The organism is Streptomyces sp. NPDC055243 (genome assembly GCF_044544025.1).
Lineage (GTDB): Bacteria > Actinomycetota > Actinomycetes > Streptomycetales > Streptomycetaceae > Streptomyces.
Window position 1 is genome coordinate 116,189 of sequence record NZ_JBITWR010000005.1, and the last position, 25,169, is coordinate 141,357.

Consider the following 25,169-nt stretch of genomic DNA (forward strand, 5'->3'; position numbering starts at 1 on the left):
GGTGAAGAGCGCTTCGTGAGCGGTCAGGCCGAGGGGGCGCCCAGGAGCAGGCGGGACAGGCCGGTCAGTCCTTCCGTCAGCCGTGGGCGGGCGCGGAAGCAGGTGATTCTGAGTACGTCGTTGATCATGCCGAGTACGCCGTGCACGGTCAACTGGGCCTCCGCGTGGTCCAGTTCGGGGCGTACGGCGGACAGGAGCTCGACCCACTCGGCCACGAAGTCGTGCTGGATGCGGCGGATCGTGTGGCGTTGGTCGTCGGACATCGCAGCCGACCCGTCCGCACGCGGCAAGCAGGCCAAGGTCATCGCGAACAAGCCCACCGGCCTCTCCGATGGCTGCTACCTGACCCCCGACAAGCGCATCCACGCTCCGCTGACCTACCCGGCCAGCGGTCCGTGCGCCGAGGAGTACTCCATCGGCGCGGACCCGCGACTGCGCGCCGGCGAGCCGCTGGCCGAGTCCACGCTCAAGTGCGCACTGAAACCGGTGGACTTCGCCGACTACCGGGTGCGCTTCACCAAGACCGAGAAGGCGCAGCTGCGCGTGGCCTTCCCCAAGGGCGTCTGCGACTACGCCCGACCGGGCCCCGGCCAGATCGAGCGGCCCAGCACCTGGATCGACCACAGCCGCCGCTGACGCACCCGTCGGTGCTGCTCGGACCATATGCGCGGACTGCTCCGACCGGGTGGTCCGTGCATCCCCGCGCGGATCACGGGCAGGTGCGGGAAGCCCCCTGTCTGGAACCCCGAGCCGGGCGGGGGGCATTCCCGGCGTCGTTGCGCCACACGAGTGCTTGCCGGCCCGGGGGCCCGCCCGAGCCGGGCGACGAGCGCAACCTGAGAACCGCGTGATCGTTCAGGTGGGCATGATGAGGAACGCAAAGCACGCCGTCGCTGCCCTGACCCTCGCGGCCGCAGCCCTCGCTGTGGCCGCCCCCGCGCACGCGGGCGAGGAATCCAGCCACGACGGCATCAACATCCCCGACAATCCCGGCGAGATCGTCGACGGGGTGCGCACGGGCCTTGATGTGGCGACAACGAGCTGGGAAACCGCAGCCCGGTCCCTCTGAGCGCCGAGCACGCGAGGGAGTTCCGGCCGTCGGGCCGGAACTCCCTCGTTCCGTCTCACCCCACCAGATCGGGCGAGCGCAGCATCTGCTGCGGAATGCCCCAGGCAGCGACGAGATCGGCGACGATCGGCCGGACCTTGCGGCACAGGTCGTTCACCTCACGGCGGATCGCCTTGGAACGCTGCACCGTCAACCGCCCGTGCTCCATGAACCAGGCGCGGTCCGCCTCGATGGTGGAGAGGGCGAACAGATCGCACAGCAGCCCCAGCGCGACCTTGTTGTCCCCGGCGGGCAGCTGACGCACCTTGTCGACGAACGCCTCGAGCACCAGCCGTTCGACGTGCGCGTGCGCCACCGCGATGACGTGGTCCTGCACCTGGGAGAAGACGACGCCGGGATGGGCTTTCTGATCCATCCCACGCTTGAGCCGCCGTGCCACACCGGCGAGCATGTGCTCCTCGCGGAAGCGCAGCATGGCGAGCTGGTACTCGGAATCGAGCAGACCCGCTTCCTGGTCCCACTCATCGCCCCCGGGCAGCAAGTCGCGCACCCGCTCGAGCAGTTTGTGGGCCGAGGTCTTCTCGATGACCGTCTCCACGGCGAGGTTCGTGACGTACCGGACCATGCCGAGCTGGTCCATGTTCTCGAACTCGCTCGCGTAATGGGTGAGCAACCCCTTGGCCACCAGTTGCAGCAGCACGTGGTTGTCGCCCTCGAACGTCGCGAAGACGTCGCTGTCGGCCTTCAGGGCGGCGAACCGGTTGACGGCGAGATATCCGGCGCCCCCGCACGCCTCGCGGCACTCCTGAATCGTCCGCGTGGCGTGCCAGGTGCCCAGCGCCTTGGTGCCCGCGGCCCGAGACTCCAGCTCACGCCGTGCCTGCTCGTCGCCCTTGAGCCCCGAGAAGACCTCGTGCAGCTGCGTGCGCATCACGTCCTGGGCGAAATGCAGCGCGTAGGTGCGCGCGACGAGCGGGAGCAGCCGGCGCTGGTGCATGCCGTAGTCGAGCAGCACCTGCTCCTCGGTGTCCGATGCCGCCTCGAACTGCCGTCGGCGAAGGGCGTACGTGATGGCGATCGCCAGGGCGACCTTGCTGGCGTTGATGGCACCGCCGGCGACGCTGACCCGCCCCTGCACCAGCGTGCCGAGCATGGTGAAGAAGCGGCGGCCGGGGTTGTCGATCGGGCTCTGGTAGACGCCCTCGGCAGTGACGTCGGCGAACTGGTTGAGCAGGGCCTCGCGCGGCACGCGTACGCCGTCGAACCAGATCCGGCCGTTGTCCACGCCGTTGAGACCCATCTTGCGCCCGTCGTCCTCGATCCGGACACCGGGGGCCACCTCACCGTCGACACGGATCGGTACGACGAACGCGTGCACCCCCTGGTGCTCGCCGCCCACCTCCAGCTGGGCGAAGACGACCGCCAGCTCGGCGTGGCGGGCCGCGTTGCCGATGTAGTCCTTGCGCGCCTGGTCGTCGCCGGTGGTGATGACGAACTCCTGGCTGCCTGCGTCGTACCGGGCCACCGTGCCGAGCGCCTGGACGTTGGAGCCGTGTCCGGTCTCGGTCATCGCGAAGCAGCCCATCAGCTTCCCGGTGATCAGATCCGGCAGATAGGCCTCGTGGTGGCGCTCGGTGCCCAGGTGCAGGATGGCGCCCCCGAAGAGTCCGAACTGCACGCCGACCTTCACCAGCACCGACAGATCGCCGAAGGCGAGTGTCTCGAACGCGGCGATCGATGCGCCGATGTCGCCGCCACCGCCGTACTCCTTCGGGAACCCCATGCCGGTCTGGCCCGTCGCCGCCATCTCGACGACGACCTCCCGCACACGTTCACGGAACGCGTCGAAGCCGAGCTGCTCCGCCTCGTCCAGGACGCCTGCGTACGTCGTCAGATTGGAGCGGACCAGGCTGCGGACCTCCGCGTATTCGCCGTCGAGCAGCTCGGCGAGAGCCTGGACGTCGATCGCGGGCTGTACGTAGCCGCTCGGGGGAGTGGCGCTGTCGGTGACCATGTCGCCCTGCTACCCGGCCGTAGGACGATCAAATCGGTCACTTGCTCCGACCGAGGCACCCGACCGAGGCCACCCGACCGACGCCGAGGGAGGCCGGCCGCAGGCCAGGTATCGCCAGGTGGTGGGCCTTCACCGGTTGCGCAACTACGCTGGCTTCCACCACCGTCGCCCGTCCGACGTGGCCCGCGCCTTCCTCGACGACTCCGAACCGCTCGCCGGCCAAGGCTCCTGACCGGAGCCCACGGCCCATCGGCCCCGCCGCCCGTTCCCCTTCCGTCGACACGACGCACAGGAAAGTGACACACGATGATGTACGACCAGGCACGTGCTCAGCAGCCGCCGGACAAAGGCCGCAGCTCCACCGAACGCCGCGCCCCGGGCCAGGAGCCGTTTGTCCCGTCGGACGAACGAGACCGGCTCGCCCTGCGCCTCCAGGAAGCCCTCAACAACTTCACCGACAGCCCGCTCGAGGCGCTGGAAGAGGCCGAGAGCGTCTTCGATGAAGCCGCCGCCCAGCTGATGAGCGCTCTGGCGGAACGGCGGCGCGCGCTTCACGAGGGTCGGCAGGACCAGGACCCCGAAACGCATGCGAACGACCTGCGGCACGCCATGCGGCAGTACCGAGAGATGACCCAGCGGTTGCTGCGCACCTGAGCGGCCGCCGGCCAGGAGTACCGCGAAGCGGGGGCCGGCGTGCACAGCGCTGGTTCTGGGCTGGTTCTGCGCTATTTCTGGGCGCAGCTCTCTGCCACCTTCCGTAGGAGCCGGCCCACCTCCTTGTGGACGACGTGATGATGACCTCCCATCGGGACGTTGTCGGACCGGAAGAGCGAGGAGGCGTCCAGGTTCGTGTACGGCATCTCGCGCAGATCCTGCTCCTCCGCGTCGTTCCAGGTGATGGTGGGAGGGCCGTTGATGCCCTGGATGCCGTCGAAGCCCAACGCTCCCCACTTGCGGCTCATGGTGGCCAGCTCCGCCGAGTCGCCGACCATTTGAGCCGACAGCGGATACATCACGCCCAGGTGCGTGTCGAGATGGGAGAACGTGCAGAGCAAGGGCCCGCTGACCAGGCGCCGCTGATCCCACAACGCGCCATGTCCGGAGACCTGTTGAGGCAGGCTGTCGGCAAAGACGAAGTGGGACATCTCGGCCTGCAGAAGCGTCAGTGAGGCGAGCATGGCCGAATGCGACCCCGCTGATTCCAGGCCGCGCAGCGCGAACCCGGCCAGGCGGCCGCCCAGCCCGTGGCCGACCAGATGGATCCGCGTCTCGCTCGCGTCCGCCAGCGCAGCCAGGCAGGGCCCCAGCCCTGCCTGCCCCACCACTCCCGCCCGGCGGCGCAGCACATGGCGCACCACTTGGCGAAACAGTTCATGAGCCCCGCGCCACAGGTCCGCGGAATCCTGGCGGTCGCGGTCCTGCCCCACAGGGCCGCCGGCGGCAACCGTGCCGGTCTCGCTCACCCGGTGGCTGAGCGGCGTGGCCGGCCGGTGCCCCGCCACCCGGATCTCGGGAAGGGTGCCCGCCCGGGACACCGGGGTCTCGGAATCGCCGGTTCCGGCCTCGTGACGGGCGGGCTCGCCCGGCTTGTCGTCCACGGGGCCCGTCAAGTCACTCAGCGCGCCCGCGAACTCGCTGCACATCGTCTTCGTGTCCTCGAACAGCATCAGCGGGTCGGTCTGCGGCAGCACCTCGCCCTCGGTGTCGGCGGCGAATTCGGTCACCGGGTCCTGCAAGGGGGTCTCCGCAAGCCGACGCAGCGCCGACCCGAGGTCGTCGAACGCCCCCTCGTGCAGGGGCCGGTCGCTCAGCAACGCGGCGATCTCGGCCAACGGGGACGCGCTGTCGGGCAGATGCCGCACCAGATCGTCGCTCATCGCCCGGCTGATCCCGGGGAACGCATCACGTTCCCGCTGCGTCTCGTGTTCCGCGACACCCGGGATGCCCTCGTCCCTGAAACACAGCGACGGCCACCGCACCTGGAGACACCCCGCCGCGTCCGAGGCGTCTGCCCACGCGTCGGCGAGCATCTCGCGAAACGCGTCGTCGGCGGCCTTGGCCACCGCCTCATCGTTCTGGGCTCCGTGTACCAGCACGTAGAGGTCCCGAATCCCACTGTCATGCACAGCCTCGTGCACTCTCTGCACCTCGGCTTGATCGAACTCTGCCCGGCGGCCGAAATGCAGAGCACCGAAGTCGTGAAACGCATTCTGTCGCGACATGACTCACTTCCGTAAGACGCCGCTCAGGCGGCTGTCGATGGGGCGGAGCGGGCGCTCTGGCATGCGGCACCGCCGTCGAGGGGTGCGGCCCGCCCGGCGAGGTAGCCCTGGTTCCCACGCTGGTGCGGAGCACGCGCGGTGTGGCACGGATGTACGCAGTTTCTACGCTGCTCATGTGCATCAGGAGCAGACGGTCCCGGCGTGCTCACCGTGCGCGGGAAGGTCCCCCGGCATGCTCGACGGCGGGGACGCCGCCGGTCATGTGGTGAGCGCGGCGGCGAGCTGGGTCCGGGAGCGGATGCCGAGCTTGCGGTAGATGCGGCTCAGCACGGTCTCCACCGTCTTGACCGAGATGAACATCTGCTGGGCCGCTTCCTGGTTGGTCGCGCCGGTGCGCACGAGCTCGGCCAGGCGCAGCTCGTGCTCGGTCAGGCGCTGGGCCGTCGGCCCCGCCGAGCCGCTGGACGTGGCGGCCTGGCCCGACAGATGGGCCAGGTGATCGTTGGCCAGCGCGGTCCAGGGCCGCGCCTCGGCGTCCTCGAAGAGCACGCGGGCCCTCTCCCACGCGGTGCGCGCAGCCGCGGCACGCCGACGGCGGCGCTCGACCCGGCCGCGCAGCAGCTGGGTGCGGCCCTCCTCGACCGGCAGGCCGAGCGAGGCGAAGACGCCTGCCGTGTCCGCCAGGAGCTCCGCGGCCTCTTCGACGGCGTCGGCGCCGTCGAGGTAGCGGCACAGGGCGCGGGCCCGGGTGAGCGCGGCGCGCAGAGCGGCGTGTGCGGGATGCGGGCCCACCCGCTCCTGCATGCGCTCCAGCAGGTCGCGGGCCTCGTCCGTGCGACCGCAGAGCGCGAACGCCTCCACCGCGTCGCCCTGCCAGCGCAGCACGGACGGATCGGCCGCCCCGGAGCGCGACTCCAGCTGCGCGACCTCTGCCAGAGTCGCAGCGGCCCGCTCGACACGACCGGTGTGCAAGAGCGCGGCGCCCAGGGCCCACAGCCCGCGTGTGGTGTGGAGCGCGTCCTGCTCCTCGCGAGAGGCCCGCACGCCGTGGGCGGCGTGGCGCAGTGCCTGGGCGAAACTGCCGCCGCACGTCTCGGCCATGGCGGCGGTGTACCAGGCGGGACCGGGCGACAGACCGGCGGCCGCGGTGAGGTCGACGGCACGGGCCGACCACAGCAGGGCCTGACCGCACGCACCACGTCCCGCGTCGACCTCGGCGAGACTGCGCCACAGATCCACCAGGTCCTCCGGCTCCCCGCACTCCTGGGCCGCGGGCAGCAGTTGCAGCAGCAGAGCGCGGGCCTTGGGCAGGCGGGCGTCGAACACCGCGTGGCGGGCGGCGAGATACTGCGGGCTGTTGCGGATGCCCAGCCGCGTCGGCGGCACGGCCAGCGAAAGGGCGCGGTCCAAGGTGGCCGTGGCGGTGTCGAGACGGCCCAGGACGCGCTGCATCCGCGCGGTCATCGTCAGCGCGGCGGCCTCCAGCGGCACGGCGCGCGCCGCTCGGGCCAGGTCGGTGGCCGCCTGGGCGTGGTGCAGGGCACGGGCGAAGTCCTCGCCGGAGATGTTCGCCTGCACCGCGGCGCGCAGCTCGACGGCGGCGAGCAGCGCGGGGTCCTCGGCTGCGGTCCTGCGGGCGGTGGCGAGCAACGGCCGCGTACCGGCGGTGTCCTGGCCGTGTGCGTCCACGACGGACAGCAGAGCGTGCACCTGTTGTGCGGGCGTGCCGTGCTCCGCCACGATCCGGTCCGCCGCCAGGCGGGACAGAACGGCAGATCCCCCGGCCGCGGCTTCCCGCGCGGCCTCGGCGAGCCGGTCCAGACGCAGCCGGGGCCGGTCGGCGGGGGTCAGGCGCGCGGCGAGGAACAACAGCTCGGCCGCGCGCAGACGTTTACCCGCCGCGCGGGCCGCGGCCGCCGCGTGCGCGGTGTCAGCGGCGACGGCCAGGTCCGGGAACTCCTGGGCCAGGGCGGTGTGCACAGCGCGGGTGACGGGGCCGTGGCAGCAGGCGGCCAGGGCACGGTGGATCGCGGTGCGCCGCTCCCGGGTCACTGTGGCGGCCGCGGCGTCCGCCAGGGCCGTCGCGGCGAACCGGTACGGCAGGGCCACACCGGCCGGGAGGGGGCCCGAGCCGCCGTCCGCGGTGACAAGGCCCGCGTCGAGGGCGTGGGCGAGATGCTCTTCCGCACCGCCGCACCCACTGTGCCGCAGCAGGTCCGCGTCACACCCGCCGGCCAGCGCCGCGACCTGGAGCGTGCCGCGGACGTCGGCTGGAACGGAGGCGAGCCAGGCGGCGGCGAGGTCGCGCACCTGCCGCGGCGGCTCCGGCGGCCCGGTGCAGCCGTCCGCGTCAGCGGACCGCGCAGCGGCGGGGTGGAACCGGAACCACGCGTCGAGCAGGCCCCGGTGGCCCCCGCAGTAGCGGTGGACGGGCGCCGCCCACCGAGCGGGCAGCCCCAGGCGCGCGCAGGCGGCGACGGTCTCGGTGAGACCGGAGGAGGGCACGGGCAGCACCGCCGGGTGGCCGCCGAGCAGCGCGGCCGCCGCCGCGGGGTGGCCACTGGTGCGTTCGGCTGCCACGGCGGTCAGCCGATCGGGACCCAAGGTGCGGACGGCATAGCCGATCAGTTCCGCGCTGGCGGGGTCCAGCCACTGCGCACCGTCGATCACGAGCAGGACCGGAGGCCCCTCGGCGAGCAGCCGGGTCAAGTCCAGACGCAGTCTCAGCGGATCGTCACCGGCGCCCGAGGGCCAGCCACCGCTCCACACACTGTCCCGCGCAACACTCCGCGCCCCTCCGGCCGCAGGCGCCTCCGCGATCTCCGCGCGCGCCATGGACCCTGGCAGCAGTACGGCCGCCGGGAAGTCCGGTGACGCGACAGAGGGAGCGGGAGGCGCGCCGCCCGCACGGTCGGCGCCATCCCCAGGACCCTGCGGTCCACAGCGCCCCGTACCGGCTCCCGGCGTCCGCGCCGTACCGGCCCCCGGCATCCGCGCCGCAGTGAGCAGTTGCACCAGCGCCCCGTAGCGGACCTCCGCGTCGCCCTCCTGCGTACGCACCCGCAGACAGCGCCGCGCCACCCCGGCGTCCTGCACCCCTGACGCCTGCTCGCCCAGCGCGTCCAGCAGGGCGCTCTTGCCCGCACCCCACGGACCGCTGACCGCCAAGCGGCCGTGGCGCTCCAGCAGCGCGACGGCATCGCGGACCACGGCGGCCCAGCCGTCCTGCGCCGCCCACGCCTCGCCGTCCGCGCCCGTCCGTCCTTGCACACCGGGCACCGTAGGCGCCCGCCTGCCCCACCACAACGCCCGTGCACGGCCCGCGTCCCGGACGAGGGATCTCCCTGACACGCCCACCCTCCCGGCGAGCGCCGCCGTGCCCGGCCCGGCTCCCGGGTCGTGCGTGACAGGGGCCTTCCCGGATACCGCCGACGCCCCGACGCCAGGACGCTGTGGGCCGTTCGGGAGGCGCACCCACCGGTGCGCCCACACCCGCCCCGGACGCACCACACCGCTGGTGATGCTCCGTCACCGGCGACCCCTCCCCGAAAGGAACACCCCCATGCGAGCCCTCTCCCAACGGCCGCTCCTGACCGGCCTCGTGGCCACGGTGGCGCTCACCGCCCTGGCCGCCCTGCCCGCCCACGCGGGCACCCCCGAAGCCCCGGCCCCCGGAACGACGGCCGAGACGCCGCTGCCGGAAGAACTCCGCGCCGCCCTGGCACGCGACCTCGGAATGAGCCGCGCGGGCGTGGCCGAGCGCCTGGCCGACGAGACCCGTGCCCAGCGCGCGGCGACCGCGATCCGCGCCACGGTCGGCGACCGGGCCACCGCCCTGTGGTTCGACGCGGCCGACGGCCGCCTCCACGCCGCCGTCACCACGCCCCGGGCCGCTGCGGCCGCGCGGGACGCCGGAGCGGTAGCGCACGAAGTGCGCCGTACACGCGCCGAGTTGGAGGCGGCGGCGCGGCAGGCCGGTGAGTGGAGCCGCGGGGTGCCCGGCGTGCGCTCATGGGGTCCGGACGCCCGCGCGGGACGGGTCGACGTGGTCGTCGACCCCACCGCATCCACCGCGGCCACCCAGGCCCTGCGGGCCAAGCTCGCCTCCCTCGGCGGTCTCATACGGGTGGTCGAGTCCCGCGACGTACCCCGCCAGCAGGGCGGCGACGTGGTGGGCGGCGAGAAGTGGACACCCGGCAGCGAGTCACCCTGCTCGATCGGCTTTCCCGTGACGCGCACGAGTGGCGCGGGCAAGGCGTTCCTCACCGCCGGGCACTGCACGAACGACGTCGGCCAGCCCGCGTACGGCAAGGACGGCACGCGCGTGGGCACCTCGAACAAGAACGGCACCGGGTCGGTCAACGCCCGCGAGGGCGACATGGGCATCGTCGACGTCGACCAGGCGGGCTGGGCCCTGGCACCCAAGGTCGCGGGCTGGGGCGAGGGAGATGTCGCCGTGACGGGTTCGGCCGAAGCCGTCGTGGGCACGGCCGTGTGCCACTCGGGCCAGACGACCGGATACCGGTGCGGAGAGGTCACCAAGGTCAACCAGAGCGTCGACTACGGCAACGTGGTGATCGACGGGCTGTCCTACTCCAGCGCCTGTTCCGCAGGAGGCGACTCGGGCGGCAGCTACGTCACGCCGGCCGGGGGACGGGCCGTCGGCCTCCACTCCGGTGGCGGCAGCGCGACGTGCAGCGGCGGAAGCGGCGAGAAGTACACCATCTTCCAGCCGGTCAACGAAGCCCTCACCAAGTTCAACGCCCAGCTGGTGACGTCGAACCCGCAGCCCGGCGAGGTGACTGTGTCCGCGGTGTCCGCGCAGACCACCGTCACCGGCAGCCGGGTGGAGCTGCGCAACAGCGCGGAGGGCGGCACGGCCCCCTACACATGGAGCGGCACCGGCCTGCCCGCAGGGCTGTCCCTCGACGCCTCCACCGGCACCGTCTCGGGCAGCCCGACGGCCGCGGGCACCCACCAGGTGACGCTGACCGCGACGGACACGGCCGGAAAGAAGGGATCCACATCCTTCGCGTGGACGGTGACGGCCCCCGGCACAGGCACACCCAAGCTCACCGATCCCGGCAGCCAGACCGGCTACGTGGGGAAGCCGATGAGCCTGCCGCTGAAGACCACCGGCGGCACGGCCCCGTACACCTTCACCGCGACGAACCTCCCGGCAGGACTGACCGTCCACCCGACCACGGGCCTGATCTCGGGCACCCCCACCAGCTGGGGATTTCGCAACGCGACGCTGACTGTCACGGACGCGACGGGCAAGAAGGCCTCCGTCGCCGTCACCTTCACGATCTGGTCCTGACCCGGTGAAACCGCCGCCCCCGGGCCACGACGGCCGGGGGCGGCGACCTGCCGCGAGTCGGGGGCTACTCCACGTTCCGCGCCAGAATCCCGAGCGTCGCGCGAAGGCCCGCCTCGGGGATGACGGGGAAGATGCCCGCCTCCCGGTAGCGTTCCTCGATCTCGCTCCAGTCGTAGTACGACGTGACCAGAGTGCCGCCCTCGCTCGCCTTGAGCCGGTAACCGTAGAGGTGCCGGATGGGAGGCTGCACCTGGCCGGAGATCGTCCATTCGATCAGGGCGTCCTGCTCGAACTCCGTGATGATCACGGTGACGTCGTACTTGCCCAGCGGGTAGTCGTTCAACGACTCACGGTCCATGTGGACGACGAATTCGTCGCCCGCCCCGCGCACCGCGTCTCCCTCGGCGGACTGGAGCATTCCTGAACTGTCGATCGCCACATGCCCGGCCGGATCGCACAACAAGGCAAAGATCTTCTCCGGGGCCGCGGCTATCTGACGCTGCACTTCGAATCGCTCTGTCGTCATGCGCGCCACCCTTTCACGATCACGAAACCCGTGACGAGCGGTTCCTGTCCGTGGGGCGCACGCCCTGCGGCTGCCCTGTCGCTCGCTCGCGCAGCAGAAGCACCGCGGTGACTGCCACGGCCGCGGCGGTCGCGCCGTGGACCCCGAGCGCGGTGGCCGCGGAGCCACCACTGCTCAGGACGATCACCATGTCCCCGGCGGGGACGAACGCCATCGCGAGGAACGCCCACCCCAGCGCCCTGCGTTGACCGGTGAACAGCAGGGCGAAGACGACGAGAGCCAACCCCAGGTCCCGCACGCCCTTCACGGCGAGGAATCCCGTGCCGTCCTGTTCCCTCCGGGGCCAGGACGGCAGGCCGAACCCGGACGCGGTGGCCTGCGGGTCGAGCAGATAACAGGCTCCGATGTACGCGATGAAGGCGCCGCCCAGGACGGCGAGACCGGTGGCTATGTGCTTGGTGTTCATGGCATGTCTCCAGAGGTGAGGGAGGTGACGGAGGTGAAGTGGCACGCGGCAGGGCGTCGGTCGGGGGATCAGGCGCGGGAGCCGCGCACCAGGCGGGTCCTGCGGCGGTAGAGGGGGCGGCCCACCGCGTGCCAGACCAGGCGCGCGGGCAGGGGCAGACCGGCGAGTACCGCGGCGCGTTCGGCCTGGTCGGCGTCCTCCAGGACGATGCCGAGGAAGAGGAGCAGCTTCGGCTTGGGCGTGCTCTCCAGGAAGTGGTCGCCCATCGCCTTCCACTCCCGCTGGGTCAGGTGGCGTGCGACAAGAGGAAGCAGCACCCGCTCCTCCTCGTCTAGATGCTCCACCAGGACCGCGCGGTGCTCGCTGAGCGCCGCCACGAGTGCGTCGCGCTCCTGCTCGCCGCCCGTGGACTCCCAGGCGGGCAGGGTGGCTTCGGCAGCAGTGAGGGTCTGTGCGATCCGCTCGTGCTGGGTGTCCATGCGCAGCACGGCGTCCGCTTCGAGATCGACCTTGGCCAGGAGCGCAGGCCACAGGTGCAGGTCCTCGCCGTGATGGTGGTTGTGCAGTCCCAGGCGGTAGTCGCGGAAGTGGCCCGCGAGGACGGTGGCACGCGCGGTGTCGCCGGGCGGCACGGCCGCGATCAGCTCCACCAACAGGCGTGCCTCGCGGCGCAGTCCGCGGTGGATGATGACCATCTCCCGGGTGTCGGGGCGTTCTTCGTCCGCTGTCCGTGTGTTCGGCTTGGTGTTCATGTGAGGAGACTGGCCCGGGGCTCCTGGAAGGCACTTGGAAGCGACTTGGAGGATGAGGCCGGGACACGAAGGCGGGGTTGCGGTGGCCGAACATTCGCCGCGGGAACCGGACTTGGACGATCTTTCTGCGGCTAGGCTCTACCGACATGGTCTGCGTACGCGTGCTCGGCTCGTTCACGGCCGAGCGGGACGGTGAGCCCGTGCCGCTCGGCGGCCGCCGCCAGCGCACACTTCTCGCGCTGCTCGTCGCCGCCCGCGGCCAGGTGGTCCCTCTGGACCGGATCGTCGAGGACCTGTGGCAGGGGCGGCCGCCCGCCCAGGCCATCACCTCCCTCCAGGCGTACGTCTCCAATCTGCGCCGCCTCCTCGAACCGGGCAGGGCGCCGCGCACCCCGGCCAAGCTCCTGATCAGCGCCCCGCCCGGCTATGCGCTGCGGCTGCCCGACGGCGCGGTGGACGCCTGGCGGTTCGAGAGGCTGCTGCGCGAAGGGCGGGACCTGCTGACCGCGCGGCCCGTCGCGGCGCGGGACCTCCTGCGCGAGGCTCTGGCGCTGTGGCAGGGACCCGCCTACGCCGAGGTGGCCGACGAGCCGTGGGCCGGGCCCGAGGTCGCCCGCCTGGACGAGCTGCGCCTGGTCGCCCGCGAGCTGCACATCGCCGCCCAACTGCGCTGCCCCGACCCAGTCGGGGCGACCGTCCCCGAGGCCGAACTCCTCACCCGGCAGGCGCCGTTGCGCGAGGAAGGCTGGCGGCTGCACGCCCTCGCGCTGTGGGCCGACGGCCGTCAGGCCGACGCGCTGGCCACACTGCGTCGCGCCCGGTCCGCCCTCGCCGAAGAGGTCGGCATCGACCCCGGCCCGGCCCTGACCGCACTCGAACAGGCCCTGCTGTCCCAGGACCTGAACGCGTTGCGTGAGGCGACCGGCGCCCCGACGCAGGGGGACGACACCCTCGCGCAGCCGCAGCCGCAGCCGCAGCCGCAGCCGCAGCCGCAGCAGGACGCGGTGGAGGGGTCGGTAGGAGCCCAGACCGCCTTCGACACGCAGGGCGATGGCCTTGGCGCCACCCCCTTCCTCGGCCGTGACGCCGAGCTCACTCTCCTGGCAGGCGCCGCGCGCCAAGCCGGCACCCAAGGACCGTCGATCGCCCTGGTCACGGGCGAGGCGGGGCTGGGCAAGACCGCGCTCCTGGAGCAGTTCGGCCGACGACTTCGGGACGAGGGGTGGCTCGTCGCGGCGGGTACTGCCACCGACGCCGAGGGAGCGCCGCCCGCCTGGGCCTGGACGCAGGCCCTACAGGCGGTCGCCGAAGTGCTGCCGCCCCCGCCGGACACGGCCGACGTTCTCGCGCCGCTGCTCTCCGAGCGGGCGTCAGCCGCCGCACCGGGCGCGGACGCCGCGGCGGGACGGTTCCGGCTGCGCAGGGCCGTGTGGGCGTGGCTCGCGGCGGCGGCGCGTCAGCGGCCGGTGGCTGTCCTTCTCGACGACCTGCACTGGGCGGACGCCCAGACCCTCGCACTGCTCAGCGGCATGGGTGAACTGCCTGGCGGGACACGGCTGGTGGCGGTCGGCGCCTACCGTCCGGATGAGACGGAGGGGCCCCTGGGGGAGACGCTCGCCGCTCTCGCCCGGCAGGCCCCGCTCCGGGTGCCGCTGCAAGGCCTCGGCGATGGCGCTGTCGCCGAGCTGGTCGGCGCCGTGTGCGGGGCCGAGGTGGACACCCCGACGGTGGCCGCGCTCGCCGAGCGCACGGCGGGCAACCCCTTCTACCTCCGCGAGAGCGCCCGGCTCCTGGCGAGCGAAGGGGCCCTGGTGGCCCTCGGTGAAGTGCCGGAGGGCGTACGCGACGTCCTGCGCCGCAGGCTGGGACGGCTTCCCGACGCGACGGTCGCCGTGCTGCGCATCGCCGCGGTCGCCGGGCGCGAGGCCGATGTCGAAGTGCTCACCGGGGCGGCCGACAGCGGCGAGGACGCGGTCCTCGACGCGCTGGAGAGCGGCCTGATCGCCGGGCTGCTCACCGAACCCGCCCCAGGGCACGTGCGGTTCGTGCACGCCCTGGTCCGCGACACCCTCCTGGCCGACCTGAGCCGGTTGCGCGCCACCCGTACGCACGGGCGGATCGCGGCGAGCATGGAGCGCCTGGGCCGCGACGACGTGTCGGCACTGGCCCACCACTATGCGCACGCCGCCTCGACGGCGACGGCGGCGAAGGCCGTCCATTACTGCGTCCGGGCCGCTGCCCTGGCGGAGTCCCGCTACGCCCACGACACCGCGGCCGACCTGCTCGGCCAGGCCCTGGAACGCTTCGAGCACACACCGGCCGACACGTACGAGGACCGCGACGCCGAGCGGATCGACCTGCTCGGCAGGCTGCTGCGCGCCCAGGTGCGGGCGGGAGCGATCACGGCCGCCCGTGCCACGCGCCAGGAGGCCATCGACCGGGCGGCCGCCGCGACCCGTGACGACCTGCTGATCCGCGCGTTCACGGCATGGACGGAGCCGACGCCCTGGCAGACCCGGCGCTATGGCACCGTCGACGAACCCCTCGTGGCGGCCCTGGAGCGGCTGCTGACCCGGCCCGGCCTCGAACCGGCCGTACGCTGCCGCCTGTTGGACGCCTACTCGGCGGAGCTCTCCAACACGCAGGATGCGCGCGTGCGCGCCGCGGCCGGTGAGGCGCTCACCTTGGCCAGGGGCCTTGGCGATCCCGCCCTGGAGGCGCTGGCGCTCGCGACGCTCGCCCGCGAGCTCGACGTCGACCGCGAGACACGTCAGGTCGCCGACCTGAGCGCCGAACTCCACCGGCTCGGCACCGCGCACGATCTGCCGATCCACAGCTGGTTCGGGCTCTTCCAACAGGCCGGGGCCGCAGCCGTCAAGGGCGACGTCGCGGCGACCCGCCGTCTCGCCGGCCAATCCCTCAGCCTCGCCCGCGCCTACCGGATGCCGGGCCCGCTCGCCGTCAGCGAATGCGCCCTGGCCACGCTCGCTCTCATCGAGGGGCGCTACGACGACGCCGAACGGCTCTACACCCGGGCGAGCGTACAGATGGCGGCGCAGGGATCGCCGCACGCCGACGGATACCTGGTCATCGCGGTCGCCGCCGTCAGACTGGCCCAGGGGCGCCTTGCCGCATTCGTGCCCCGGGCCCGCGAGGTCTTCCGCGACTACGGCCCGCTCGTCGCCGACGTCCTCGCCGCGGCCCTGGCCGATGCCGGACAGCACGAGGAGGCAGGCCGGGTCCTCGCCGAAGCCGCGCCCCTTCGCCCGGACTTCTTCTTCACCGCCTTCGCGACGTTCCGGGTCCGTACGATGGCCGCGCTGGGCCTGCGGGAAGGCGCCGCGGAGTTGTACGCCGCCTTGTCGCCGTACCGGGACGCCCCGCCCCTCACCGCGGGCTTCACCGTGGCCATCCCGCCCGTCGCCCACACCCTCGGCCACCTGGCCCGCCTCCTGAACAGGGACCGGGACGCCGCCGCGGACTTCGCCCACGCGAACACGATCGCCGAGCGGTGGAACAGCTCCATGGGACGCACGAGTTGACCGTCGGGCACGAGGAGCCAGCTACGGGCAGCTCTCCTCGAACTTGACCGCCGCGAGCGTCACCGGCTGCCCCTTCAACGAGGCCCCGGCGGACGGCTCCTGTGAGCAGACCTTCCAATTCGACTCCATCAGTACCCAGCGGTCGTCCGGCAGCGCATCCTTCACCGTGACGGACGTACCCGAATCGAGTGCGGCGCGGGCCGCCTTCACCGACTTGCCCGCGAAGTTCGGCATCTTGCCGCCCTTGGAGGCGGGCGGCTTCTCGTCCTTCGCCGGACAGTTCTCCTCCAGCTTCACCGCGCCGAGGTCGAGCTTGGTGTCCGTCGGCTTCGAAGCGCCCGCCTTCACGTTCTGGCTGCACACCTTCCAGTTTCGGTCGAACGCCTGCATCCGGTCCCGGCCGAGCGCGTCGTGCGAAGCGAGCCCGTAGAAGCCGGACTCCTGCGCCTTGTCCTGCGCGGATTGCAGGCCCATACCCACGAAGTTGGGCACAGTCGCGCTCTTGTCCTCATCGGATGCCGGCTTGTCGTCCTTGGTCGGCTTGTTCGCCGGCTTGTCGGCCTTGGCGGGCTCCGCCGCGGCGGTCTTTGTGACCGTGACGGCGGGCTGAGGCCCGGTCTCACCTGCGGTGCTCGTCTTCTCCTGGCTGCTGCTGCCGGAAGAGCCGATGCCGATACCGAAGAAGAAGATGAAGAGCGCACCCGGGATCATGATCCGTTTGCGTGCCCATCGGGGTCTGCCGGACGGCTGCGGCTGAAAGGGCCCCGGGAAGGGCGGCTGGGCAGGCTGCTGGTTGTCCGACACGCGTCCCCCATGGGTCAGTTGGTGCCAGATGACCGTAAGTGGTGAGACGCCCCGGAAAGCCAGCTCCAGGAAGTGAGTGACGCAACTGTTACGAAGAGTGAAAGTGCCGGTTGTGTCCGGGACATGCAACGCAGAGGGTGCGTCGCGTTGACCCCGCCGTGACGTTTCACCCTCAACGCCGTTGACCCACGCGTGACGTACACGCTGGGGTTCGAGGGCGGGCCCTTCGACGGGCAGACCTACCGGGGTCCGGATCCACTGCCGACATGGATGGTGCGCTCCGACGCCGTGTACGAGCTCACCGCGGGCGGCATCGCCCCGCACGATCCGCACTGGCGCTATTGCTGGCGACCTGGGCGGGCGTGGGAGTAGCGGATCGTTCCCGCCTGCCGTTGATGTACCGCCAGGGTGAACGCCCTGCTGTGGCGCGGTCGGTGGGGGCCGGGTCGGCAACCGGCAACCTCCGAAGTTCGGGTCGTCCTTAGCGACTTCGCCCTGACCAACTGCGCCATCGCCGGCCTCGGGACCGACTCGACGAACCCCGGGGCGGTCCACGAAAGGCATGCGTAGGCTGCGCTCCATGGTCATTCTGGAACCCGTCGGCACGGCTCTCGTCCTGGTCGATTTCATGCCCCGGATCATGGAGCTGTCGCTCGGCCCCCGTTCCGGTGCTGAGGCGCTGGATGCCGCCTGCGCTCTGGCCGAGCGATTCCGAGCCGTCGGCGCGCCGGTGGTCGCCGTGAAGGTCGATCGGCCCCATGCTGCCGAGCAGCCGCCAGGCAGCGAACTGCATGAGCGGGTGGCGGCCCTGGCCGACGAATCAGTCGTCAAGAGCACCATCGGCGCATTCCACCGCACCGGCCTGCACGAACTCCTGCAGGAACGGAAGGTCTCTACCCTCGTCCTTGCCGGCATCGCCACCAACATGGGCGTCGAATCAACGGCCCGCGCAGCGTCCGACTACGGCTACGAGTTGGTCTTCGCGGAGGACGCGATGACCGCTCTCACCTCGGCGGAGCACCAGGCGGCGATCACGCTGAACCTGCCCCGCTTCGGCCAGGTGGCGTCCAGCGCCGAACTCGCGCTGAAGGCCGCCTCCTCGTCCTGACGCGTCCGGTCGCGCGGATGTCGGAAGGGATCGCGGTACACGGGCGCCAGAAACGTAAGCTGGCAGGTATGCGCACGCGCCCCACGCTGACCTGGGAGCCTACTGGCGGCCTGCTCCCGGCCTCGACCGATCTCACGGCTGTCGTCGAGGCGGTGCGCGCGGGCAACGTCGCGGTGCTGAGCGGGGCCGGGCTGTCCACCGAGTCGGGTATCCCGGACTACCGCGGAGAGCACGGCTCCCTGCGTCGGCACACTCCCATGACGTACCAGGAGTTCGTCGGCGCCGAGCAGGCCCGGCAGCGGTATTGGGCCCGTAGCCAGCTGGGATGGCGGGCCATGACGCGCGCCCGGCCGAACGCCGGTCACCGGGCCGTGACCGCCTTGGCCGAAGCAGGCCTGGTCACCGGCGTGATCACACAGAACGTCGACGGGCTTCAGCAGTCCGCCGGGGCCCGGGACGTCATCGAACTCCACGGGAGCCTGAGCCGGGTGGTGTGCCTGGCCTGTGGGCAGGGCAGCGCTCGCGGGGAGCTCGACCAACGGCTGCGTGCGGTCAACCCGGGGTTCGAGGCCGCCGCCGAGCGTTACCGTGCGGCGCGCGTCAATCCGGACGGTGACGTCGAACTGCCCGACGAGGCGGTTCGCGAGTTCCAGGTGGTGGCGTGCGCGGCCTGTGGCCACGGGGTCCTCAAGCCGGACGTCGTCTTCTTCGGAGAGAACGTGCCTCCCGAGCGGGTCGCGGCGTGCCGCCGCCTTGTCGATGAGGCTGCCGTCCTGCTGGTGCTGGGCTCCTCCCTCACCGTCATGTCCGGGCTGCGGTTCGTGCGCCAGGCGGCGCAGGCCGGCACTCCGGTCCTGATCGTCAATCAAGGCCCGACCCGCGGGGACCGGTGGGCCACCCAGCGCGTGGAACTGCCCCTGGGGGAGGCGCTGCCCGCCCTGGTGGCGAGGGTGTCTCCCTGAGCGGGAACATCAGCTCCCTCCCTCGAAGGGGAGGGACTGCGCTCATGCCGCCATTCGGGTGCCGCGGCGCCAGACGGCACGGGTGTTGAGGGTGTCGCTGATGTTGCTGGTCGGGTCGCCGTCGACCAGCAGGAGGTCGGCGCGGAGCCCCTCGGCGATGCGGCCCCGGTCGCTGAGGCGGAAGCGGCGGGCCGTGGTCGCCGTGGCCGCGCGCAGGGCCCTTGCGGGTGTGAGGCCGGCCGCCACCAGGTATTGCAGCTCGTGGTGCAGGCTCGCTCCGTGTGCCAGGCCCCCGAAGAACGTCTCGGGCATGGAGACGTCGGTGCCGGCGAGCACGTCGACACCGGCAGCGTCCAGTGCGCGCACGGTGTCGTACACGTCGTGGAGCTTGCCCTGCGGGTAGCGGTCATAGCTGGAGCGCAGGGTCCGGTCCCAGTCGGCGTCGAGGCGTGCGGCGACCCGGGGGTCGTCGGCGAGTTCGCTGCCGGTGATCCCCATCATCGAGGCGTTGAGAGTGACGCAGGGGATGACGAACATGCCCGCGTCCTTGATCAGGCCGATGATCTCGGCGGTGTGCGGCTGGTCCATGAACACGTGGGTCAGGCCGTCGATGCCGGCTTCGGCGGCCGTCCTGGTGGCCTCCACGGTCAGCGCGTGGGCCACGGTCAGTGCGCCGTACTTCTTGGCTTCGGCGACGCCGGCGTGCACGGTGGCCCGGTCGAGCGCGGGCAGCCCGGGGTGTCCCTCTACGCTGCCGTCGTCGATCATGAACTTGATGAAGTCGGACCCCCGGGCGAGGAGCTGCGGCACGAAGGCGGCGGCCTCCTCGGGTGTGGTGGAGAACGGCATCAGGGGCATCACCGGGGGAAGGTCCCACTTGGGCCGAAACCCTTCGGGCATCAGCTCGCTCGGGTGGCCACCGGGCGGTGTGATGGCGAAGCCGGAGGAGCGCACGTCGGCCTGGGTGTCGTCGTCGGTGATGGCCCCCCGGTTCTCCCGGGTGTTCATCCCCTGCATCTCCAGTTCGGTCGTCACCCCGAAGCGCAGGGCGAGCGCCAGGGAGCCCGGGGCGGAGTGGACGTGGGCGTCGATGAGTCCCGGCAGCAGTGTGGCGCCGCTGCCGTCGATGATCTCGCTGCCCTCGGGAGCGTCGCCGCCGACGCGGGCGATCCTCCCGCCGTCGATGACCACGGTTTGCACGCCGACCGCCTTCTCCCCGTCGAAGATCTGCGCGTTGGTGATCGCGGTGAGCGCCATGGCGGTCCGCCTCATTTCCTGGCTCGTTCAATATTTACATACCTGATGCTATGTACTTGTTGAATGGTATGCAAATGTGCTGGCCGGGCCTAGACTCGGCACATGAGCAGCACCTCCTCCTCCGAGCAGCCTCCCGACGACCGGACGCTGGATCAGATCGGCCCGGCGCTGTCCCGTCTGCGGCGACGCGCACCGGCATCGGGCAAGGACCTCTCCCGCAACCTCGTGCTCAACGTCATCGCCGACGCGCCGGGCGAGACGACCGTCGGTGGGCTCGCCGCCGAGATGGGGGTCGTGCAGCCGGTGGCCAGCCGGACCGTCGCCGCCTGCATAGCGGACGGGCTGCTGCGGCGGGCGGCATCCCAGTCCGACGGACGCCGCACCGTGCTCGAACTCACCGAGCACGGCGAGGCCGAACGCAACCGCTTCGCCGTCGAACAGCGAGAAGCGTTCCTGGAGATCACTGTCGCCTGGTCACCGGAGGAGCGGACCCAGTTCGCACGGCTCCTGACTCGATACGGAGCCGACGCCACCGCCTGGTCCAGGAAACAGACCCCAAGCCGCGATTGAACGAGCGCCCCGGGACCGAGCCACGGCCAGGAGTCCGGGCGTCGGCGGCGACTCGGTGCCGAACTCCGGGGGCAACGCGACAGGGTGCGACCGCCGCGATCTGCGGGCACACTTGAACGCATGGTTGTGCCAGCGGTGCATGTGGCGGACAACGGCTGAACTGAAGCGGGGTGCTCTCGCGGAACCCGGGGCGAACAATGTTCCGTACGCAGGCGGCCGACGACGGTGACGAGCTGCTTGCCAGGCTCGGAGCCCTCACTGCCCGGGCCCGGGAGCTCGCGGAGATGCAGCGCTCCCGGGTCGAGCTGGCAGTGGCGCTCCAGCGCGGCATGCTGCCCCATGATCTTCCCCAGCCTCCCGGCGTCCGGCTGGCCGTGGGATACATGCCCGCCACGCACGGGCTCAACGTCGGCGGAGACTGGTACGACGCCTTCACCATGCCCGACGGCCGTATCGGCCTGTCCATCGGCGACGTCCAGGGACACAACATCCAGGCCGCCGCGTTCATGGGGCAGGTCCGGGTCGGCCTGCGTGCGCTGGCCTCCGTCACGGGCGACCCAGGGGAACTGCTCGCGCGCACCAACGATCTCCTCGTCTCCCTGGGCGCGGACCTCTTCGCGACCTGCGCTTTCCTCCGGCTCGATCCGGCCACCGGCGTCCTGGAGTGCGCTCGGGCAGGCCACATCCCCCACATCTGGGCCACCGCCGACGGCCGGTCCGGTGTCGACGAAGGCGAATGCGGCCCCCCGCTCGGCGTACTCGAAGGCGCCGAGTACCCCGTGACGTGCCACCGGCTCACCACGGGAGGTGTCGTCGTGCTGCTGACCGACGGCGTGGTGGAAGGGCCGTCACTGAGCCTCGACGAAGGCCTGCAGCGGGTGACGCGCCTGGCCGAGATCACCACCGCTGCCGGACTGGGCATCAACGCCCTGGCAAGCGGTGTCATGCGGCTGGCGGACACGGTGGGACACGAGGACGATGCCGCCGTTCTCATCGTCGGCCACGACGGCGGCGTCCCGTAGCCGCGCCCACCGCACCCCGCAAGAGGCAAGCTCAGCGGCGTTCGCATGGCCGAAATGGCCGGAGCGGTGTCTGATGACTGCTGTGTTGGTGACTCGGCGGTCCCGGCTGTCCTGGGAGGCAGTACTCAAGGCACTGGCCGTGGCCGTCTGCTACTACGTAGCCGGGCGTCTGGGCCTGCTCGGCAGGCTCACCGTCGAAGGAGTGATCGTCACACCCATCTGGCCGCCCACCGGCGTTGCCCTCGCCGCCCTGCTCGTCTACGGCGTGTCGGTCTGGCCCGGGATCGCCGTCGGCTCGCTCCTCCTCATCGCCTCCCTCACCACCCCGCAGCTCACCACGCTGGTCACCGTGGCGGGCAATACCCTCGGCCCGGTCTGCGCCTATCTGCTGCTGCGACGGGCCGGATTCCGGGTCGGCATCTCCCGTCTGCGCGACGGACTGGCCCTGGTCTTCCTCGGCGGGCTCGGAGCCATGCTGATCAGTGCCACGGCGGGCGTCGGGCTACAGGTGGTGACCGGCGAACTGGCCACAGGGGAGTTCTGGTCCGTGTGGCTGGCCTGGTGGGTGGGCGACGCGATGGGGGTCCTGCTGGTCACCCCACTCCTGCTCGTGCTGCTGGGAGCCGCTGGACCCCTGCGCCTGAGGCGTTGGAAGGAGATGCTGTTCCTGGCTCTCGCGACCTTGATCGTCGTACCTCTGGCCGTGCTCGGCGAGTTGAGTCTGCTCTTCCTCGTCTTCCCACTGCTGATCTGGGTGGCGCTGCGCTTCCAGCTGGCAGGGAGCATGCTGTGCGCGCTGTTCGCCTCCGTGCTCACCACCTTCGAGGCGAGTACGCAGCAAGGAGCCTTCCTCCACCTGTCGGCCATCGAGGTCATGACCAAACTCCAGGCGTTCAACGGTGCCACCGCGCTGACGGCACTGTTGCTGTCCTCCATGGTCTCCGAACAGCGCGCCACCCGACGCTCGGTGCAGAGCGCCTGTCGAGAACTGGCGGAAGTCCTGGAGCACCTCGCCGCGGGGGAGACCCCGCCCGAACTGTCCGCCAGACACACCCCTGACCTCCGCACCGACGACACACCGCCGGCGACGGACAGCGCCCGGGACGTCTGACGCGTTCCCTGGCCCATGGCCCGACGCGCGAACGGAAACACGAGACACTGTCGACGCCCTCGCTGTCGGAGATCTTCAGCAGCTCGCTCAGGCATGCCGCTTGGCCGGCTTCGTCGGCTCTCGGAGTCGGTCGGCCACCTCCGCGGACCGGATGAGCTCGAAGGTCGTGAAGCCGAACGAGTCCGAGTCGACGGCTTCGAATCGGATGGGTCCAGGTGGTGCCTGAAGGATCTTTCCCGGCTTTCCAGGAGTCGGCCATGATGGTGCCGAGTAACAGCAGCTCCGACGAAGGCGGCATGGCATGGCCTATGGCTACATCGGAACGATGAAGACCCAGTCCGGCAAGCGCGACGATGTCGTTGCGATCCTGCTCTCCGGAGCCGAGAGTCTCCGCGAGCTCGGCTGCAAAAGCTACGTTGTCAGCGTGGCCGCCGATGACCCGGACACCATCGTGGTCATGGAGGTCTGGCAGTCGAAGGACCACCACGACGCATCTCTGCGGTTGCCCGAGGCTAAGGAAGCGATCGCTGCCGCCATGCCCATGCTCACCGGTGAATTCAGCAGTCGCGAGCTGGTTGTTGCGGGTGGCCTCGGCGCTGGTGATTGATAGATCACGGTTTGCCCTGTTTGCCCGCTAGCACGCCACCCTCGCCGCGGCTGTCCGGCATGAGCCCGGGCCTCGTTCGGCCTGCTTGAGGGGGCGGATGGGGCGGGGGCGTGGTCGGCTCTGGTGGGACGCCGTGTCGTGGCTTGCCGCAGGACGGGCAGCGCATCTCGTGTTGCCTGTCGTGTGGCTGTGGGTCCGGTAGTCGAGGCTCCGGTATTGGTTCTGCCCTGTGTGGGCTTGTCCCCCTATGCGTCAGGAGTTCGGCCATGAAGCTTCGTCGTACGGCTGCCATGTCTCTGTCGGTTTCGGTTCTGGTGATCGGCGGTGGGCTGTTGAGCGCTCCGTCGGCCGCTGCTGCCGATCCCGGCCCGCCCGATGCGGCGGCCTGTGTGGGTCTGCTCAAGGACGCGGGTACCGCGGCCGCGGCTCATGCGGCGGCCAACGTCACCGCGGCGGCCTCCATGGCTGCCGCTCTGGTCATCGCGGCCGACCCGGCCGCTGCCCAGGCCACGGCAGCGGAAGCCCTCAAGGCGCAGGCGACGGCCAATGACGCGGCCGCTGCCGCGCTCAAGACCGCAGCCGCCGCCGCGGGTTGTGTAGTGCCGGGCGTCCCGGCTCCCTGACGTTCCCGACCCGACCCGACTGGTCGGAACCCGTAGCTTCGCACTTCGAGTTGCGGGACCAAGAGGCCACCTCGCGTCGTTCCTCGGAACGAACACCGGGCCTGTGCCCGTCCCTTTCGGGGGACGGGCACAGGCCCGGTCACTTGTTGTGTGGGGCGCTCCGCCAGCGAGCCGGAGCGGGGACGGTCAGCCGACGCAACTGGGGACTGCGGGGGAACTGCTGGTGCAGTTGTTGGGGGTGTTGCTGCCGATGGGGGACGTAGTGACGGTCATGGTGCCGTTCAGGCGGTAGATGCCGCCCGCTGCGAGGAGGGCATGGTTGGCGCTGACGGGGGTGCTGGTCAGAGTGGTCGCGGTGGAGTCAACGGCGGCGATGCCGCCGCCCTGGGAGGCTGTGTTTGCCCCGTTGACGAAACTGCTGGTGGTCGTCAGCGTGCCGCGCAAACCGTTGTAGATGCCACCGCCTCGGCCGACGGAGGTGTTGCCTGACACTGTGCTGCCGGTGAGGGTCGCCGTCGCCCCTGTCGTGGGGGCGGCGATATCCGCATTGGCCAGTCCGCCGCCCTTGCCCAGAGCGGTGTTGCCGGTGAGCGCGCTGGCGGTGAGGGTCACCGCGCCGAAGTTGAGGATGCCGCCGCCGTTCGTGGCGGCCTTGCCATTGTTGAGCGTGACGTTGCCCTTGAGGGTCAGGTTGCCGGTCCCTGCGACCTTGGCGATGCGGAAGGCGGGGGTGAGCAGTGCTGTCGAGCGGGTGATGATGTTGTTGTCGCCGGTCAGGGTGATGGCGGTGGTGATGACCGGAAGGCCGTTGGGTCCGTTGCCGTCGCTGCTATGGGGTGTGGTGAGGGTGTAGGTGCAGCCCGAAGCGAGAACCACATTGCCGCCGCCGGCCGTGTTGGCGGCATTGATCGCGGCGATGAGTGCGGTTTCGTTGCAGGCCACGGCTGCATGAGCAGAGGTCGGGAGCAGAATGCTGCTGGCGGCGGCCAGGGCGACTGCCCCGGCAGTGACTGAGATGGTGCGGATGCGGCCCATGAGATCCCTCTCGGAGTGGGGTGATGCCTGTTCGCCCGACCCTTGTCAGGGAAGCGATGATTGGGGTTCTCCATGTCCCGTCGCCTGGAGTGTCCCGCCGAGACAGGGGGCTTGAGCGGTGCGTGAGCAAGGCGGGTAGAAGGAATCGCAGGTGGGCAG

General features: G+C 71.2%; 23 protein-coding genes. 13 read left to right on the forward strand and 10 right to left on the reverse strand.

Features of this window, described 5'->3' with window-relative positions; all coding sequences use genetic code 11:
* Nucleotides 1-23 precede the first annotated feature (23 nt).
* Nucleotides 24-263 carry a hypothetical protein gene (locus ACIGXX_RS16455; RefSeq protein WP_361468695.1) on the reverse strand — a complete coding sequence of 80 codons (240 nt, stop codon included), beginning with the start codon at nucleotides 261-263 and terminating at the stop codon, nucleotides 24-26.
* Here ACIGXX_RS16455 and ACIGXX_RS16460 point away from each other — a divergent pair.
* Together ACIGXX_RS16460 and ACIGXX_RS16465 are read left to right on the forward strand one after the other, a co-directional pair.
* The gene (locus ACIGXX_RS16460; RefSeq protein ID WP_361468692.1) at nucleotides 241-636 is read left to right on the forward strand and encodes a DUF6351 family protein; all 396 of its coding nucleotides are present in this window, start codon (nucleotides 241-243) and stop codon (nucleotides 634-636) included. The two genes, ACIGXX_RS16455 and ACIGXX_RS16460, sit on opposite strands and share 23 nt — an antisense overlap.
* A 229-nt stretch (nucleotides 637-865) precedes the next feature.
* Nucleotides 866-1,069, forward strand: coding sequence for a hypothetical protein (locus tag ACIGXX_RS16465; RefSeq protein ID WP_351166573.1), 204 nt, complete (start codon nucleotides 866-868; stop codon nucleotides 1,067-1,069).
* 55 nt (nucleotides 1,070-1,124) lie between these two features.
* Here ACIGXX_RS16465 and ACIGXX_RS16470 read toward each other — a convergent pair whose 3' ends face one another.
* Complete coding sequence (locus ACIGXX_RS16470; RefSeq protein ID WP_366464661.1) at nucleotides 1,125-3,083, reverse strand: acyl-CoA dehydrogenase family protein; 1,959 nt, start codon at nucleotides 3,081-3,083, stop codon at nucleotides 1,125-1,127.
* Between the two features lie 306 nt (nucleotides 3,084-3,389).
* Between ACIGXX_RS16470 and ACIGXX_RS16475 the strand changes: the two genes are divergently transcribed.
* Entirely contained in the window at nucleotides 3,390-3,737 is a 348-nt protein-coding gene (locus tag ACIGXX_RS16475; RefSeq protein ID WP_351166577.1) for a hypothetical protein, read from the forward strand.
* A 71-nt stretch (nucleotides 3,738-3,808) separates the two neighbouring features.
* On the opposite strand, the gene ACIGXX_RS16480 is transcribed toward ACIGXX_RS16475, so the two are convergent.
* Together ACIGXX_RS16480 and ACIGXX_RS16485 are read right to left on the reverse strand one after the other, a co-directional pair.
* A complete protein-coding gene (locus ACIGXX_RS16480) occupies nucleotides 3,809-5,305 on the reverse strand; it encodes a hypothetical protein (RefSeq protein ID WP_351166579.1) in 1,497 nt (498 codons plus the stop codon).
* 258 nt (nucleotides 5,306-5,563) lie between these two features.
* Nucleotides 5,564-8,575, reverse strand: a complete 3,012-nt coding sequence (locus tag ACIGXX_RS16485; RefSeq protein WP_399976203.1) for a LuxR C-terminal-related transcriptional regulator — start codon at nucleotides 8,573-8,575, stop codon at nucleotides 5,564-5,566.
* A gap of 292 nt (nucleotides 8,576-8,867) precedes the next feature.
* Between ACIGXX_RS16485 and ACIGXX_RS16490 the strand changes: the two genes are divergently transcribed.
* Nucleotides 8,868-10,625, forward strand: coding sequence for a putative Ig domain-containing protein (locus ACIGXX_RS16490; protein WP_366464663.1), 1,758 nt, complete (start codon nucleotides 8,868-8,870; stop codon nucleotides 10,623-10,625).
* A 64-nt stretch (nucleotides 10,626-10,689) separates the two neighbouring features.
* Here the strand turns inward: ACIGXX_RS16490 and ACIGXX_RS16495 are convergent, their stop codons facing one another.
* The 3 genes from ACIGXX_RS16495 to ACIGXX_RS16505 all read right to left on the reverse strand — a co-directional run bounded on the left by ACIGXX_RS16495 (nucleotide 10,690) and on the right by ACIGXX_RS16505 (nucleotide 12,369).
* Nucleotides 10,690-11,151, reverse strand: a complete 462-nt coding sequence (locus ACIGXX_RS16495; RefSeq protein ID WP_366464664.1) for an SRPBCC family protein — start codon at nucleotides 11,149-11,151, stop codon at nucleotides 10,690-10,692.
* 19 nt (nucleotides 11,152-11,170) lie between these two features.
* Nucleotides 11,171-11,617 (reverse strand): DUF4267 domain-containing protein, encoded by a 447-nt coding sequence (locus ACIGXX_RS16500; protein ID WP_366464665.1) that lies wholly within the window; start codon nucleotides 11,615-11,617, stop codon nucleotides 11,171-11,173.
* Between the two features lie 68 nt (nucleotides 11,618-11,685).
* A complete protein-coding gene (locus ACIGXX_RS16505; RefSeq protein ID WP_351166589.1) occupies nucleotides 11,686-12,369 on the reverse strand; it encodes a hemerythrin domain-containing protein in 684 nt (227 codons plus the stop codon).
* 146 nt (nucleotides 12,370-12,515) lie between these two features.
* Between ACIGXX_RS16505 and ACIGXX_RS16510 the strand changes: the two genes are divergently transcribed.
* Complete coding sequence (locus ACIGXX_RS16510) at nucleotides 12,516-15,911, forward strand: BTAD domain-containing putative transcriptional regulator (protein WP_399976208.1); 3,396 nt, start codon at nucleotides 12,516-12,518, stop codon at nucleotides 15,909-15,911.
* 21 nt (nucleotides 15,912-15,932) lie between these two features.
* On the opposite strand, the gene ACIGXX_RS16515 is transcribed toward ACIGXX_RS16510, so the two are convergent.
* Entirely contained in the window at nucleotides 15,933-16,715 is a 783-nt protein-coding gene (locus ACIGXX_RS16515; RefSeq protein WP_399976211.1) for a PASTA domain-containing protein, read from the reverse strand.
* 192 nt (nucleotides 16,716-16,907) lie between these two features.
* Here ACIGXX_RS16515 and ACIGXX_RS16520 point away from each other — a divergent pair, with 192 nt between their 5' ends.
* The 3 genes from ACIGXX_RS16520 (at nucleotide 16,908) to ACIGXX_RS16530 (ending at nucleotide 18,785) form a co-directional block, all read left to right on the forward strand.
* Nucleotides 16,908-17,087: a hypothetical protein gene (locus tag ACIGXX_RS16520; protein ID WP_351166595.1), complete on the forward strand. Its 180-nt coding sequence runs from the start codon at nucleotides 16,908-16,910 to the stop codon at nucleotides 17,085-17,087.
* Nucleotides 17,088-17,295: 208 nt separating this feature from the next.
* Complete coding sequence (locus ACIGXX_RS16525) at nucleotides 17,296-17,823, forward strand: isochorismatase family protein (RefSeq protein WP_399976214.1); 528 nt, start codon at nucleotides 17,296-17,298, stop codon at nucleotides 17,821-17,823.
* Nucleotides 17,824-17,891: 68 nt separating this feature from the next.
* Nucleotides 17,892-18,785 (forward strand): NAD-dependent protein deacetylase, encoded by an 894-nt coding sequence (locus ACIGXX_RS16530; RefSeq protein WP_361468664.1) that lies wholly within the window; start codon nucleotides 17,892-17,894, stop codon nucleotides 18,783-18,785.
* A gap of 42 nt (nucleotides 18,786-18,827) precedes the next feature.
* On the opposite strand, the gene ACIGXX_RS16535 is transcribed toward ACIGXX_RS16530, so the two are convergent.
* Complete coding sequence (locus tag ACIGXX_RS16535; protein WP_399976888.1) at nucleotides 18,828-20,042, reverse strand: amidohydrolase family protein; 1,215 nt, start codon at nucleotides 20,040-20,042, stop codon at nucleotides 18,828-18,830.
* Nucleotides 20,043-20,144: 102 nt separating this feature from the next.
* Here ACIGXX_RS16535 and ACIGXX_RS16540 point away from each other — a divergent pair, with 102 nt between their 5' ends.
* The 5 genes from ACIGXX_RS16540 (at nucleotide 20,145) to ACIGXX_RS16560 (ending at nucleotide 23,975) form a co-directional block, all read left to right on the forward strand.
* The gene (locus ACIGXX_RS16540) at nucleotides 20,145-20,612 is read left to right on the forward strand and encodes a MarR family winged helix-turn-helix transcriptional regulator (protein WP_351166601.1); all 468 of its coding nucleotides are present in this window, start codon (nucleotides 20,145-20,147) and stop codon (nucleotides 20,610-20,612) included.
* Between the two features lie 197 nt (nucleotides 20,613-20,809).
* Nucleotides 20,810-21,634, forward strand: a complete 825-nt coding sequence (locus tag ACIGXX_RS16545) for a PP2C family protein-serine/threonine phosphatase (protein ID WP_351166603.1) — start codon at nucleotides 20,810-20,812, stop codon at nucleotides 21,632-21,634.
* Between the two features lie 73 nt (nucleotides 21,635-21,707).
* Nucleotides 21,708-22,745 carry an MASE1 domain-containing protein gene (locus ACIGXX_RS16550; protein ID WP_351166605.1) on the forward strand — a complete coding sequence of 346 codons (1,038 nt, stop codon included), beginning with the start codon at nucleotides 21,708-21,710 and terminating at the stop codon, nucleotides 22,743-22,745.
* A 301-nt stretch (nucleotides 22,746-23,046) separates the two neighbouring features.
* A complete protein-coding gene (locus ACIGXX_RS16555; protein WP_366464669.1) occupies nucleotides 23,047-23,352 on the forward strand; it encodes a putative quinol monooxygenase in 306 nt (101 codons plus the stop codon).
* Nucleotides 23,353-23,618: 266 nt separating this feature from the next.
* The gene (locus ACIGXX_RS16560) at nucleotides 23,619-23,975 is read left to right on the forward strand and encodes a hypothetical protein (RefSeq protein WP_361468657.1); all 357 of its coding nucleotides are present in this window, start codon (nucleotides 23,619-23,621) and stop codon (nucleotides 23,973-23,975) included.
* A 186-nt stretch (nucleotides 23,976-24,161) separates the two neighbouring features.
* Here the strand turns inward: ACIGXX_RS16560 and ACIGXX_RS16565 are convergent, their stop codons facing one another.
* On the reverse strand, nucleotides 24,162-25,010 hold the full coding sequence (locus ACIGXX_RS16565) for a hypothetical protein (RefSeq protein ID WP_351166609.1): 849 nt from the start codon (nucleotides 25,008-25,010) through the stop codon (nucleotides 24,162-24,164).
* Nucleotides 25,011-25,169: the final 159 nt, after the last annotated feature.

Bases quoted from the DNA above. Each gene is read 5' to 3' on its own strand.
- ACIGXX_RS16530 (WP_361468664.1), top strand. From the start codon at position 17,892: ATGCGCACGCGCCCCACGCTGACCTGGGAGCCTACTGGCGGCCTGCTC.
- ACIGXX_RS16545 (WP_351166603.1), top strand. From the start codon at position 20,810: ATGTTCCGTACGCAGGCGGCCGACGACGGTGACGAGCTGCTTGCCAGG.
- ACIGXX_RS16550 (WP_351166605.1), top strand. From the start codon at position 21,708: ATGACTGCTGTGTTGGTGACTCGGCGGTCCCGGCTGTCCTGGGAGGCA.
- ACIGXX_RS16480 (WP_351166579.1), bottom strand. From the start codon at position 5,305: ATGTCGCGACAGAATGCGTTTCACGACTTCGGTGCTCTGCATTTCGGC.
- ACIGXX_RS16540 (WP_351166601.1), top strand. From the start codon at position 20,145: ATGAGCAGCACCTCCTCCTCCGAGCAGCCTCCCGACGACCGGACGCTG.
- ACIGXX_RS16525 (WP_399976214.1), top strand. From the start codon at position 17,296: ATGGTCATTCTGGAACCCGTCGGCACGGCTCTCGTCCTGGTCGATTTC.
- ACIGXX_RS16565 (WP_351166609.1), bottom strand. From the start codon at position 25,010: ATGGGCCGCATCCGCACCATCTCAGTCACTGCCGGGGCAGTCGCCCTG.
- ACIGXX_RS16510 (WP_399976208.1), top strand. From the start codon at position 12,516: ATGGTCTGCGTACGCGTGCTCGGCTCGTTCACGGCCGAGCGGGACGGT.
- ACIGXX_RS16555 (WP_366464669.1), top strand. From the start codon at position 23,047: ATGGCCTATGGCTACATCGGAACGATGAAGACCCAGTCCGGCAAGCGC.
- ACIGXX_RS16535 (WP_399976888.1), bottom strand. From the start codon at position 20,042: ATGGCGCTCACCGCGATCACCAACGCGCAGATCTTCGACGGGGAGAAG.
- ACIGXX_RS16495 (WP_366464664.1), bottom strand. From the start codon at position 11,151: ATGACGACAGAGCGATTCGAAGTGCAGCGTCAGATAGCCGCGGCCCCG.
- ACIGXX_RS16490 (WP_366464663.1), top strand. From the start codon at position 8,868: ATGCGAGCCCTCTCCCAACGGCCGCTCCTGACCGGCCTCGTGGCCACG.
- ACIGXX_RS16455 (WP_361468695.1), bottom strand. From the start codon at position 263: ATGTCCGACGACCAACGCCACACGATCCGCCGCATCCAGCACGACTTC.
- ACIGXX_RS16560 (WP_361468657.1), top strand. From the start codon at position 23,619: ATGAAGCTTCGTCGTACGGCTGCCATGTCTCTGTCGGTTTCGGTTCTG.
- ACIGXX_RS16475 (WP_351166577.1), top strand. From the start codon at position 3,390: ATGATGTACGACCAGGCACGTGCTCAGCAGCCGCCGGACAAAGGCCGC.
- ACIGXX_RS16500 (WP_366464665.1), bottom strand. From the start codon at position 11,617: ATGAACACCAAGCACATAGCCACCGGTCTCGCCGTCCTGGGCGGCGCC.
- ACIGXX_RS16465 (WP_351166573.1), top strand. From the start codon at position 866: ATGATGAGGAACGCAAAGCACGCCGTCGCTGCCCTGACCCTCGCGGCC.
- ACIGXX_RS16470 (WP_366464661.1), bottom strand. From the start codon at position 3,083: ATGGTCACCGACAGCGCCACTCCCCCGAGCGGCTACGTACAGCCCGCG.
- ACIGXX_RS16505 (WP_351166589.1), bottom strand. From the start codon at position 12,369: ATGAACACCAAGCCGAACACACGGACAGCGGACGAAGAACGCCCCGAC.